At 40.2% G+C, this 12,368-nt stretch carries 15 protein-coding genes; 3 read left to right on the top strand and 12 right to left on the bottom strand.

Annotated elements, in window-relative coordinates; translation table 11 throughout:
- Position 1: 1 nt before the first annotated feature.
- The 4 genes from EHO58_RS05305 to EHO58_RS05290 form a co-directional block, all read right to left on the bottom strand.
- On the bottom strand, positions 2-316 hold the full coding sequence (locus EHO58_RS05305) for a non-heme iron oxygenase ferredoxin subunit (RefSeq protein WP_135625693.1): 315 nt from the start codon (positions 314-316) through the stop codon (positions 2-4).
- Entirely contained in the window at positions 316-1,497 is a 1,182-nt protein-coding gene (locus tag EHO58_RS05300) for a SufB/SufD family protein (protein ID WP_135679034.1), read from the bottom strand. Before EHO58_RS05300 ends, EHO58_RS05305 begins: the two co-directional genes overlap by 1 nt.
- 4 nt (positions 1,498-1,501) lie before the next feature.
- Entirely contained in the window at positions 1,502-2,263 is a 762-nt protein-coding gene (gene sufC / locus EHO58_RS05295; RefSeq protein WP_135625695.1) for a Fe-S cluster assembly ATPase SufC, read from the bottom strand.
- A gap of 78 nt (positions 2,264-2,341) precedes the next feature.
- On the bottom strand, positions 2,342-3,586 hold the full coding sequence (locus tag EHO58_RS05290; RefSeq protein WP_135625696.1) for an EAL domain-containing protein: 1,245 nt from the start codon (positions 3,584-3,586) through the stop codon (positions 2,342-2,344).
- Between the two features lie 223 nt (positions 3,587-3,809).
- Between EHO58_RS05290 and EHO58_RS05285 the strand changes: the two genes are divergently transcribed.
- The gene (locus EHO58_RS05285; RefSeq protein WP_135679032.1) at positions 3,810-4,763 is read left to right on the top strand and encodes a DUF2804 domain-containing protein; all 954 of its coding nucleotides are present in this window, start codon (positions 3,810-3,812) and stop codon (positions 4,761-4,763) included.
- Between the two features lie 123 nt (positions 4,764-4,886).
- On the opposite strand, the gene purQ is transcribed toward EHO58_RS05285, so the two are convergent.
- Genes purQ through EHO58_RS05250 form a run of 7 tightly spaced genes read right to left on the bottom strand, consistent with a single transcriptional unit; the run spans position 4,887 to position 9,903 of the window.
- A complete protein-coding gene (gene purQ / locus EHO58_RS05280; RefSeq protein ID WP_135625698.1) occupies positions 4,887-5,546 on the bottom strand; it encodes a phosphoribosylformylglycinamidine synthase subunit PurQ in 660 nt (219 codons plus the stop codon).
- Positions 5,543-5,791 (bottom strand): phosphoribosylformylglycinamidine synthase subunit PurS, encoded by a 249-nt coding sequence (gene purS / locus EHO58_RS05275; protein WP_135625699.1) that lies wholly within the window; start codon positions 5,789-5,791, stop codon positions 5,543-5,545. The genes purQ and purS overlap by 4 nt, the downstream gene beginning before the upstream one ends.
- Positions 5,767-6,636, bottom strand: a complete 870-nt coding sequence (locus EHO58_RS05270; protein WP_135679030.1) for a phosphoribosylaminoimidazolesuccinocarboxamide synthase — start codon at positions 6,634-6,636, stop codon at positions 5,767-5,769. Before EHO58_RS05270 ends, purS begins: the two co-directional genes overlap by 25 nt.
- A complete protein-coding gene (locus EHO58_RS05265; RefSeq protein ID WP_135625701.1) occupies positions 6,633-7,781 on the bottom strand; it encodes a PP2C family protein-serine/threonine phosphatase in 1,149 nt (382 codons plus the stop codon). Before EHO58_RS05265 ends, EHO58_RS05270 begins: the two co-directional genes overlap by 4 nt.
- 52 nt (positions 7,782-7,833) lie before the next feature.
- Complete coding sequence (gene ccsA / locus EHO58_RS05260) at positions 7,834-8,517, bottom strand: cytochrome c biogenesis protein CcsA (RefSeq protein WP_135625702.1); 684 nt, start codon at positions 8,515-8,517, stop codon at positions 7,834-7,836.
- Between the two features lie 46 nt (positions 8,518-8,563).
- Positions 8,564-9,232 (bottom strand): heme exporter protein CcmB, encoded by a 669-nt coding sequence (locus EHO58_RS05255; RefSeq protein WP_135625703.1) that lies wholly within the window; start codon positions 9,230-9,232, stop codon positions 8,564-8,566.
- Positions 9,229-9,903 (bottom strand): ABC transporter ATP-binding protein, encoded by a 675-nt coding sequence (locus EHO58_RS05250; RefSeq protein WP_425269427.1) that lies wholly within the window; start codon positions 9,901-9,903, stop codon positions 9,229-9,231. The genes EHO58_RS05255 and EHO58_RS05250 overlap by 4 nt, the downstream gene beginning before the upstream one ends.
- Between EHO58_RS05250 and EHO58_RS05245 the strand changes: the two genes are divergently transcribed.
- Both EHO58_RS05245 and EHO58_RS05240 read left to right on the top strand, forming a co-directional pair.
- The gene (locus EHO58_RS05245; protein ID WP_135679028.1) at positions 9,852-10,895 is read left to right on the top strand and encodes a tetratricopeptide repeat protein; all 1,044 of its coding nucleotides are present in this window, start codon (positions 9,852-9,854) and stop codon (positions 10,893-10,895) included. The two genes, EHO58_RS05250 and EHO58_RS05245, sit on opposite strands and share 52 nt — an antisense overlap.
- Before the next feature lie 64 nt (positions 10,896-10,959).
- Positions 10,960-11,583, top strand: coding sequence for a hypothetical protein (locus tag EHO58_RS05240; protein ID WP_135625705.1), 624 nt, complete (start codon positions 10,960-10,962; stop codon positions 11,581-11,583).
- An 84-nt stretch (positions 11,584-11,667) separates the two neighbouring features.
- Here the strand turns inward: EHO58_RS05240 and EHO58_RS05235 are convergent, their stop codons facing one another.
- Positions 11,668-12,354: an ATP-binding cassette domain-containing protein gene (locus EHO58_RS05235; protein ID WP_135679026.1), complete on the bottom strand. Its 687-nt coding sequence runs from the start codon at positions 12,352-12,354 to the stop codon at positions 11,668-11,670.
- Between the last annotated feature and the right edge of the window lie 14 nt (positions 12,355-12,368).

Here is a 12,368-nt window from a genome sequence, read left to right as displayed (position 1 = left end):
GTCAATCCTCCAACTCTACTTCGACTTCGTCACCCACGATTCTAGTCTTATAGACTGGCAAATCTTCCACTGCAGGCATACAAAGTACCTTTCCGGTACGGATATTAAACTTTGCGGAATGTCTTGGACAAACGATTACGTCCCCTTCCAAATCTCCCGTCGAAATATCCTCACCGTCATGGGTACAAAGATCTGCGAATGCACAAACTTCGTCCCCCAGTCTAGTCAACCCTACCCTATGGTAACGGGTTTCTGCAACGAATACCTCGCCTTCTTTCAAATCGGAAAGTTTAGCTAGTTTCTGAAATTCACCCATTACTCGCCCAACATCCTAGATTCTATCATAGAGGATAATTCTTCGCGAACAGTTTCGGACGGAAACTCTCGAACTACTTCGTTTAAAAATCCTTCTACGATCATTTTGCGGGCTTCTTCTTCAGAGATACCCCTGGAAGCTAAATAGAATAATTGCTCTTCGTCTATTTCTCCGACCGTGGCTCCGTGTTCACATTTAACACTGTCAGCGAATACTTCTAACTTAGGAATGGATTCCGCTCTTGCAGTCCTGTCTAGTAGAAGGTTATTATTGATCTGGATCGCACCCACATCTTTGCAATGAGAAGGAATATGAAGATTACCCGTAAAAACATGATGGGCCTTTTCTCTTACAACCGTACGATACAAAATAGAACTTTGGGCATGACTTTCTGAATGAAGAATTCGGACTTCAGTGTCTTGGAATTCCCTGGCCTTTAAAGGAGAAAGTCCCACATAACGTGTCCAACATCCTTTTCCGACAACATTCGTATCATAGAATGTTTTGCCTTTGTATCCGCCCCAAGAAGCAAGGCTCGCATGGAATTTGGAATCCTTCTCTTGTATTCCGTAGGTCGCTCTGAAATGAAAAGTTGAATCTCCCAAATTTTCCAAACTAGAATATTGAAAATCCCCATTAGGAGGAGTAAGAAGAATAGTAACTCCACTCATTAATACCAAATCTTTCTGATCGGGAGATTCCCATCTTTCTAGAAAATTGGATTTTGCTCCCGGAAAAGCATCCACGATCAGAAGTGGGAGAATGATATTCCCATCTTTACATTCTATCTTGATCTCGGGATAAGAAGAAGGATCAGAACCAAGTTGCACGTAATATGCATGAGTGAATCTGGAAAATACAAAAAGTGGGAACCATTCTTTAGAATAGAATGAAACCGCCGGTTCGACTTTTTTCAGGACTTCTGAAAGTTTTTCAGGGGGAAGATCTTGTAATCTAGTAACCTTTGCGTTTCCAGAAACAGTTACGGAAGAGTCAGGACAAACTTTTGTATATTCTGAAATTTTAAAATTAGAAAGACTGATCTTTCTCCAAGATTCTAAGGAAGAATCCGGAAATATCGCGGAGTTCAGAAGTTTCTCGGCGTTAGTACGGAATTCGGTAAGAATGGATGGCTCCTTCTTCTCCTTGATATATTCCGAAATTGATTCCGCCAAAAGCATCCCTTTAATTCGCTCCGTTTAGGATCCAATCATATCCTTTTTCTTCCAACTCAAGAGCGAGTTCCCTTCCGCCGGTTTTCAAGATCTTACCTTGTGCAAACACGTGAACAAAATCAGGAGTCACGTAATTCAACATTCTTTGATAATGTGTGATCAGAAGAATGGATCTTTCCGCGGATTTGTTTTTAGTGATACCTTCGCTAATAATTCTAAGTGCGTCTATATCCAAACCGGAATCAGTTTCGTCTAGAACTGAAAGTTTAGGTTTGAGAAGAGTCATTTGAAGGATCTCGTTCCTTTTTTTCTCTCCACCGGAAAAACCGTCATTCACGTATCTTCCGATCCAAGTATCAGGAACTTCTAATAAAGCAGTGGCTTCTTTTAGCTCTTTTCGGAATTCTTTTACGGGCAGATCCTTGCCTCGGACCGATTTTAAGATGGTACGTAAAAAATTTCCGATCGTTACACCGGGGATACTGGTCGGATATTGGAAGCAAAGAAAGATGCCGGCTCTTGCTCTTTCGTCCGTAGGTTTTTCAAGAAGGGATTCTCCCCTGAAAAGTATATCCCCTGAGATCACCTTATATTTAGGGTGACCCATAATGACATTTGATAAGGTACTTTTTCCGGATCCGTTAGGACCCATGATGGCATGGACTTCTCCCTCGTTGATAGTGAGGTCGACTCCTTTCAGGATTTCCTGAACTTCACCGGATTCGGTTTCCACTCCGGCGCGAAGATTTAAAATTTTGAGTAGTTCCGCCACGTATAGGACCCCTGCCTAGGACTATGTTTTTATGCCTGAGGCGGAGATCAATAGGAAAGATGTTTGGAAGCCGGGACTTCAGTAGGATTCCCAGTCCAGGCGGAGAATGAGAACGTGATTCTCTCCCAGATTCAGGGTGAATAAGACATATTGACGTTTGGTTTCTATATCATGGAAAGGTTCAGTAAACCCGGAAACTCTGCTGGAATGGTAGGTTTCTGCCTTATGACGGATAAAGAAAGGTTTCCAAGCATAGTTATTCCCTACTTCGGTCAGCAATCTTGTCCAAGGAAGATCGTAAGCTTCTCTTTTGAAAGTAGGAGTCACCTGATAACCGTGCATATCAGTGACTAAAACGGAAGTTGTCTCCAAAGGAAGTCTATCCAGAATTCCATTCAATGCATCCGTCATCTTTTCTTCGGAAGAAGTTTCCAGATCTTTGAATAAATCCACGAACTGATCCAAGAAGGATTGTTCTTTTCTGAGATTTTCCAGAATTTCCAAGAACCTAAGTCCTGAAAATTTTTCGAGAGAAGTTTTTAGAGTTTTATTAAAACGTTTTTTGTCCTGAAAATCCAATGCAGGACGAGAGAAATAAAAACCTTGCAGAAGATTCGCACCCATGGATAGAGCAAGATATAATTCTTCTTCGTTTTCTACACCTTCGAATAGAAGTTGAGAACCGAGCCTTTGGGACATTTCAGAAATTGCAGAGAGTACATTTTTGAAAGAGCGTCTATTCAAACTCTCTCTCATAATTTTTATGTCCACTTTCATAATATCCGGATGGATATAACCGATCCTTTCCAAATTGGAAAAACCGACCCCAAGATCATCCACTGCGATCTTGATCCCTCTTTCTCTAAAAAGGCTTACTATATATAAAAGTTTTTCAATATTCCCTTCGAACTTATCTTCCGTGATCTCTAAAACTAGATCGTTAGGGTTAATATCGTATTTGTCTATAAGATGAAGAATATGAAGACGTTTGATATCCAACACTTCTCCCGTGTAGACCATGGAGAGAAAGTTCGGCATCATGTTCAGGAAAATTTTAGTCTTAAGACCTGTTTCCTTTACATGTTTGATCGCTTTTTCACGAATGATACGGTCAATATGAACTAAACGGACGGTATCCGTATCCGGATTATGAAAATGATAACCTAGAGAATGATATTGATTTGATTCGGGAGAAAATACTCTGCCCAAAACCTCGTAACCTATAATATTACGATTACCGACGTCTAAGATCGGCTGGTAATGAGGGGTATAATAACCTTCTCCCAGAGATAGAATTTGTTGAGACTCGTATTCGGCGAGCATGCAGATTCCTTCACTACTAGAATCCGGTTGAAGTATACACACAAGCATATTTCCCTGAAACGGCCTTAGGAATGAAGACGAAAGCTTGGAAAATTCCCCTTTTTTTCTTATTCTTTTTCTACATTATGGCAAATTATTTGTTTTCTTTTGTTACAAAGCCCCGTCCCAAACGGGTTTTTGTTCAGGAAAAAAAGGCGACTAATCGCCATTAGATGAATATCTCATGAAAGAACATTTAGGCTCCATTCTTCATCCTTCCACACTAGAACCTTTGTTTGGAAAATATTTCGGTCCTGTGCAAATCGATAATTCCAAAGAATACAATGCAGGATTTTTTTCCAAATTTAGATCCGTAGACTCAGTGCTCGTAGATATTTTGGGAGAAAAAATCTTTTTAGAACTTAGGATCTACTCGACCAAATTCAAATCGGGGGCAAATCTTTTGCTCTGGAATAGAGAGACCGGGAATCTGCAAGAGGTCTCTCTTATAGAGAATGGAACTTCTTCTTTTATCCACCAAGGAAGTTTTAAGAACGGTTATTGGAGTTTTACCAAATCGGATAAAAGATTTAATTTCAGATTGGATGATAATATCCGCCAAGGTTATACACATTCTGCGATTTGGGAAAAAAATCTGAACTTCCAATTGGACGCTCTCACCTACACCGGAGAAAAAAATAAGACGTGGTTCACTCAAATTTCACCTTCCGGCAAGGATTGGATTTTTAAGAACCATTCTCCCGACTTAAGGGTAGAAGGACAACTTTCCTGGAATGATCTATCCGTTTCCTTAGAAAATGGACTTTTGTCTTATACGGTTTTTAAGGGATATAGCTCCGAAGCTTACCCTTTAGAAAATCGGATCTATCTGAATATTTCTGCAAAGAAGAAAGTCCATCTTTATCTGGAAGATGAGATCCTAATTTGGACCAATGGAGAAGTACTGAACTTAGGTGAACCGGTCTGGACAAACCAAGGAAAGAAGAAAATCCTAAAAGATCAAAATTCCAAATTGGAGTTAGAATTAGAACCTGAGGTAGAGGCAAGCTTCCCTCGTCCAAAAAATTTAGGAAAAGAGAAATTTATAAAAACATTATATACCGTTTCAGGCTGGATAAAAACCAAGACGAAGAAGGAAAAGATAACAAACGGAATTGCTCTTTTAGAGAGGCAGTAGGAATTTCACGCGAAGGCGCTAAGTTTAAAAGGTTTTTAAAGTATCATAAGAAAAATTCGCTTATAAAAACTATAATACCTTCTCTACTTTGCGTCTTAGTGTGAAAAAATTTCTAAAAATAAATTAAGAAGCGATTAGAAGATCTAAAACGGTTTTGCCGTCCATCTCTCCAGTGATCGGATTCATGGCTCTTTCCGGGTGAGGCATCATACCTGCCACTCTGAAATCCGGAGAACAGATCCCGGCGATATCATCCAAACTTCCGTTAGGATTATCTCCTGCGTAAAGGAATAGAATGCGACCCTCTTCCTTTAATTGTTTGCGGATCTCGGCAGAAGCGAAATAACATCCGTCTCCATGAGCAACCGGAACTCTTAAGATCTTATCATCAGCTAAACTGCCGCTGATCTTATTCGAGTTAGAAGCTTTTTTAAGACCGATGGTCCTACAAACATACTTTAGGTTTCTATTACGTATTAATGCGCCTGGAAGATAACCGGCTTCCGCTAAAATCTGGAATCCATTACAAATTCCGAATAGTTTTCCACCACGATCAGTATGTTCTTTTACCGATTTCATTACCGGGGAAAAAGGAGCCATTGCTCCTGATCTAAGATAATCTCCGTAGGAAAATCCTCCCGGAAGAATAACCAGATCGTATTTTTCGGAGAATTGGTCTTTATGCCAGACCTTGTCTACTTTCGCAGAATAGAATTCTGAAAGGACTCTTACGATATCATTATCACAATTAGAACCTGGAAAAGTGACTACCGCTGCTTTCATTCCGTTACGATCTCCGAACGATAAGTTTCAATCACATGATTTACTAAAAGTTTTTCGCAAAGATTTGCAACTGTCTTCTTTGCAGTTTCGAGATCTGGAGAATCCAATTTGACCTCGATGTATTTTCCAACCCGAACATCTTGGACAGCCTTTTCGCCCAATTCATGTAGAGTGGATTTTACTGTGTTCCCTTGAGGATCGAGAACTGATTCTTTTAGAGTTACATTGATTCTTGCGATAAACATTTTAATAGTCGGTCCTGTATTTCCTTATATGCCGCTTGCAATTCCACAATCAGGCTTCCCGGTAGATCCGGTGCCGGAGGAACTTTATTCCAACCGGATTTTTCCAGATAATTCCTTAAGATCTGTTTGTCCATGCTGGGCGGAGTGGTCCCGATAACATAGGACTCCTGAGCCCAATACCTGGAAGAATCCGGAGTCAAAATTTCGTCGATCAAGATGACCTTATCTTCCGAAATCCCGAATTCGAATTTGGTATCGCAGAGCAAAATCCCGGCCCCTGCTACCAGTTCAGCGGCCCTGGTATAGAGGGAAATCGATTTTTCCTTTAAAATAGAGAAGAGTTCGGATCCGATCTCGTTTTTCATTCTATCTTCGGAGATGTTCTCGTCATGGCCTGTATCGTTTTTGATCGCAGGAGTAAAAGCAGGCTCAGGCAGTTTTTCGGATTCTTTCAAACCTGGAGGAAGTTTTTTAAAAGCAAGAGTGCCATCTTGTTTGTATTCCTTCCAACCGGATCCGGAAAGATAACCGCGGACCACACATTCGAAGTCGATCCGTTTGCATTTTTTAACAAGAACAGAACGATCCTTTAAATCAGGATGATCTTTAAATGGAGAAGGGAACTTAGAAACATCAGTCTCTATGATATGATTCGGAATGTCCTTAAAGTAGGAGAACCATTCTGCGGAGATCTTATTTAAAACTTTTCCTTTACCAGGAACGATCTGGCGGAACACAACATCGAATGCGGAAACTCGATCTGTGGAAGATAATATCAGGGAATTTCCTAAATCGTATACGTCTCTGACTTTGCCAATATATGAAGGTTTTGGGAGTTCACTCATCCTTGGATAACCATGAGAGCGATATCATCGTCGTGGGTCATGTTCCCTGAATGTGCCAATATTCTTTCCAACGAGAAATTCAGTATATCTTCCTTGGATTCAACGGCTTCTTTTAGGATCTTCTTCAGACTTTCTTCGCCCAAAATATTATAGTTCTCATCCGTTATTTCAGTGGCACCATCCGTGTAAAGTAATAGAGAAACACCTTTTTCCAAGACTACAGATCTAAATTCGTCTTCTGTCCCAAGTTCTATCGGAATGATTAGAGGTCCCATACCAGGCAACTCTTCGACGTTACCTTTATTGTACAATAGCGGAGGAGGATGACCTCCATTCGCATATTCAAATTTGCCTTTTTTATCCAGAATACCGTAGAAGAATGTGATAGAAAAATCTTCCGGTAAGATCTTCTCCAATTGTTGGCGGAGAGTTTTTACTTTTTCGATAAGAGTATTACTTCTTCCTAAATTGGAAACCTGCATCTTTACCATCGCGGAAAGAAGCGCCGCAGAAGGTCCATGACCGGAACAATCCGCGATAAACACATGAAGTTTATCTTCTTCTATCCATGCGTCTATAAAATCTCCGCCAATCTGCATCAAAGGATGGAAGACCGAATTCACTCTGTAGCCGTTCCACTCCAATTGTTTTTCAGGTACAAGTTCCTGTTGTACCCTTCTTGCCATCACCAATTCTTTTTCGTACTTTTTCTTTTGGTGTAAAAGTTCGTCCTGAAGATTTTTGATCCGGATAAAAGCTCTGATCTTTGCGACTAATTCTTTAGGTTGGAAAGGTTTATGAAGAAAGTCGTCTCCACCATGAGTGATCGCTTCGTCGAATCCCAACTCTCTATTATAAGCTGTGATGAATAAAATAGGAAGAAGGTTGAATCTATCTATCTCTCTTAGTTCTTTACAGAAAGAAAATCCGTCCTGACCGGGCATACTCACATCTAAAAGAAGTACATCCACCTGATTGGTCGCGAGAAGTGTGCGCGCCTCTTCCGTATTCATCGCAGTTAAAACTTGGAAGCCCAGAGGTTTTAAAGTATGAACTAAAAGTTTGAGATTGATATCCGAATCATCGACCGCAAGGATAGAATAGTCGGAATAATTCAATTGGCTCTCTTGCTTCTCTCTATCCACGATCCGTCCCTATCATTACAAAATTCGTATTTTATAAAATTGAGTGAATTTTTCAATCCAACAATTCTTCTCTCACCGCTTTGATCTTATCCAAACGATAAACTATTCTGTATAAGATCAAAAAAAGTATATGGTATGCCAAAATCCCCAGCCAAAAAGAGATCCTCATATCGGGATCCATTCCCTTTTTTCCCAATACGGAAGAAGGGTGATTTCCAGGATTGTCCATCCAGCGAATTGCTCCCCAGGTTAAGATAGCATTCACACTGCAGAACAAACTTAAAAAAGCGGAGAAGATATACTTTTTAGTTTGGTCCAGAACCAAAAACCGCAATAAGAAATAAGCCACAAGACTTAGAACTAAAACAAAAAAAGAATTTAAGCGAGCATCCGTACTGTCCCAAGGAGTTCCCCAAGCAAGGTAAGCCCAGATCGGTCCTGAAAACAGAACACCGATCGCAAACAAAAGCGAGATCTTATTTGCAGAAAGTGAAAGTGTGTCCCAGGTCTTATTCTTAGTTACCAAGTAAGCAACCGCACAAACGGAAGAAATTCCGGGACCATACAAAGCCACCCAGGCAACAGGCACATGGAAATAAAAAATTCTGTGAGAGATCCCCTGCTCTAAGATCACATTCGGGTAGTATAAACCCAGAAGCACTGCAAACGGAAAAATCGATAAAAACAAAAGAGAGAGTATCCAGTCCCAGGCGGGATGCAGGAGGCGAATATTCATACGCTTGGAAGTGTGCAGGTATCCGCAAATTGTATCAACAAGAATCCTATTCGTCGGAAGTCATTTCTACCAGAAGTGCCCCCATGGAACCGTAAAAAAAAGCAAATGCCAAAATTAGAACAAATGAACCCACCAAGGCGGAAAAAGGTTGGGAGATAAATTTTCTCTCAGCTTCCATTCCATACAAAAATACCGGAATAGAAAGAGGCACTAGTAATAGCGGAAGTAGTATCTCTTTGAGGCGAGAAGATAAACTAATATGGGAAAGACAAACTCCCAAAAAAGAAAGGCATAATAGACCGGGAAAGAAAAATACGATTTGTCTCCCAAATTCGTTTATGTCTGCAGGAAATGCAGAAAACATGAGAGCAAAAAGTCCCATCAAATAAATTGCCGCCGCAGACAAAGCTATAAATACTAAAATCGATTTAGAAAAATATAAAACCCAAGGAGAAATAAAAAGCCGACTCGCAGTTCCACCACCCGCTTCTCTTTCTTCCCAGGTGAATTGGCCGACTAATACGAATGAAGCGACAAACAGAATGGCCCATTTTAAACCGATGAGAGCGACCAGATCTATTTTGCCGTTTCTTTCTAAAGCATAATGGAATAAAAACACCATCGCGGAAACTAAAACGAGTAAGGACAAAATTCCATTACTCGCTTTTCCTAATAGCCGGAACTCTTTTCGGACCAGAGCTAAGATCGCTTTCATTTGGAATTTTCTCCCAATTCCAAAAGTCTGGACTTTGTATTTAAGCTAAAATTAGGATCGTGGGTTACCATGATGATGGAAGAAGAATCTAATACATTCTCCAAGACTAATCTTGCTTTGGATTCTCCCTCGCTGTCTAAAGCAGTCAGAGGTTCGTCTAAAAGATAAAGATCTACGTTAGGCAAAAGAGCACGCACTAGCGCTGCTTTCTGTTTCATTCCACGAGAAAAAGAAGAAACAGGGTCCTTTCTTCTTTGCCAAAGACGAAAATCTTTTAACCAAGAGACGATCTGATCTTCAGGGCGACAATCACCCGCGATACCTCTGAAATATTCCAGATTTTCTTCTAAACTAAGAGTGGTGTATAAACCCAAATCATGGCCCAGGTAAGAAAGTTTAGCGGATTTGGAAGAAGGGAATTTGATCTGGTCCTTGAATTTATCGTGTTGCAGAATAGACTTGAGTAATGTAGTCTTTCCGGAGCCGTTCATTCCTCTCACAAATAAAACCTCGTTCGGAAAAACGGAAAAGGAAACGTTCTTTAAAACCGATTTTCGTCCGATACTGTACGATAGGTTAGAACATTCCAATACTGGAATCGATGTTTGTAATGGGACCAATGAGGACAATTTCCCTTTTAAAAGAGTATTTACAAGGCATAAATTTTGCAAAGTCACTCTGCATATTCTTATTATTGATCTTTCCCAATATAACATTTGCACAATTCAAGATTGGGGACTCTGAATACGCAGGAATACTCTGGGGAGAAAATGATTTTTTAGATCCTGAGTTTTACCAAGACGGAAGCCTTGCAAGATCGGAGCAGGACTTTATAGTAGCAGCGGGCAGACATTGGAAAGGCGCTCCTCCCCCGTCCAAAGCAAGTTTCGAATACGAAGGAAAACAAATCACCAATAGCGGGATCTTCAATAACGAAGCAGTAGGATTATTACAGTCGGCAGATCCTAAAAAAAGGGAGAAGGCAATCTCGATGTTAGAAGCAGGGATGAGATTCGATCCTTCCTTCTTCGCATTTAGATATAATTTAGGAAGAGCTTATCATATAGAAAAAAAATACCAGAAAGCGATCTTTCAATACGAATATGCAATCGCAGAAGTCCCTAAATATTATAGAACCTATATGCATTTAGGAGTTCTTTACGAACTTCTGAACGAACAAATACAAGCAGTCATATATTATAAAAAAGCGGTCGAGTTGAATCAGTTCCAAACTGAGGCACTTGTACTTCTAGCAGAACATTATATCCGAACGGATCTTAAAAATAGGGCCCAAATTTATATTAAAAAAGCATTAACCATAGATCAGAATAGCCCCGACGCCAAGCTAGGACTCGCACGTTTAGAGATCATGGGCGGAAGGGATTACTACGCCTATAAGATATTCCGGAACACCGACCTTTACGACGACCAAGGGAAGAAGAGACCTTATAATAAAAAATTTCATTTTTATTTCGCGGAAACCGCTAGTAAGATCGGCGATTATGTCACGGCTGCAAAGGAATATGACGAGTTGTTAAAATACCCCAATGACCCTTTCTTTACTGAATTCTCACTAAAAATAATAGAAAGAAGAAGGGACCTGGCAAAAAGATTCGCGGAGATCAAGGCCGCGGACGAGGAAGCCGAGAAGGAAGGGCAATAACCCAAAACCGAAAAAGACTTGGCAAACCAAAAGAATTCGTCCAATCTTACGGACGGAGGATCCAATGAAAAACCAAACCAGGCTTTTCGCTTTGGCGACCCTCTTCTTCTTCGTTCCACTATTGGCCCAACAAAAACAAAAGGTCAACGAGGCGGACGTATTTCAGGACGAAACCAGCGAGTACACCAAGTCCCTTAAAAAAATCATCGTAGGTCTGGAAGCAACGATCAACGAAAGATTAAAAGACTTGGAGCGCAAACACGATATCCTCGTGGTCCTGATGCCGAAGTATGAGAAACGCCAAACCATTGTCACGGAAGACATTCCTTTCCAAGTTCAGGACGGTTACGAGAGCAATTTGTTCAAGTACATTACCTTCCAGTTCAATAGCGGAAAGGTATCCGATATCACTTTAGCATCCGAAAGTAAAAGGATCTACTATGAGGTGATGTTCGAGAATAAAAAAATAGTCTTCAAACCGACAGATTTAAAATCGAGCGAGGTTACTCACGAAGTTTTCGAAAAAACGGAAGTGACCAGACTCAACGAGATGTCTCTCGAAAACCAGATCAAAGCTCTCAGATTGTTAGAAGCAAGTCTTCGTTCTTCCATTTACAGGATAGACATTCTATTAGCTTTGTATAAGGACAAAAAAGACCGCAAAAACTTGTATCATATAGAGTTCTAAAAAACTCTTTCGATCTAGTTTTGTTGAAACCCCGGGGTGAATACCTTGGGGTTTTTTATTTGAAGAAGTTCCGTTCAAGCAGGATCAACTCAATGCGCTAACAGAATTAGAATTTAAAGATTCCATTTCAATAATACGAGAACAGAACTTATTTGCAGATTTAATATTATGAGTTACCCAAAGAATTGTAACTCCTTCTTTCTTATTCAGGTCCGAGAGAGCCTGCAAAACCTGATGATTCAATATTGGATCTAAAGCGGAAGTAGCTTCATCTAAACATAAAATTTTAGGACGGCATAGAAGTGCGCGAAGAAGAGAAAATCTCTGAAGTTCTCCTCCTGAAAAAAAAGAAGGAAGACGATTTCTATCCTTACCTTCTAAACCCAAGATAGGGATCCATTTTTCTAATAAAGACTCATATAAGTTTTCTTCTTTGAATAATTGAAGAGGCTCTCTTAAACTTTTTTCCAAGGTCCAAATCGGATTAAAACCTAAAACAGGATCCTGGAAAACAGGTTGGATCCATCTGGCTGGGATTTCTTTTTTGGATTTTCCGAAAAGTCGAATGTTTCCTGTTTTTTTCCAAGAAGAAGGAATAGGAAGGTCTAATAATAGTCGCAAGAGTGTGGACTTTCCGGAACCGGAACGGCCCAAAATTCCGAGAAATTCTCCTGCTTCTACTTTTAGATTCACCCTGGATAAGTACGTTCTTTCGGAAGAAGATAGGGAAACTTCTTCCATAACGATGATAGTTTCTTTTTTCTCGGACACGGATACCGGTTTAG

It is taken from the genome of Leptospira selangorensis (assembly GCF_004769405.1).
GTDB classification, from domain to species: Bacteria; Spirochaetota; Leptospiria; order Leptospirales; family Leptospiraceae; genus Leptospira_B; species Leptospira_B selangorensis.
The sequence above is the reverse complement of the archived record's forward strand: the minus strand, read 5'-3'. Positions and strand labels throughout refer to the sequence as shown.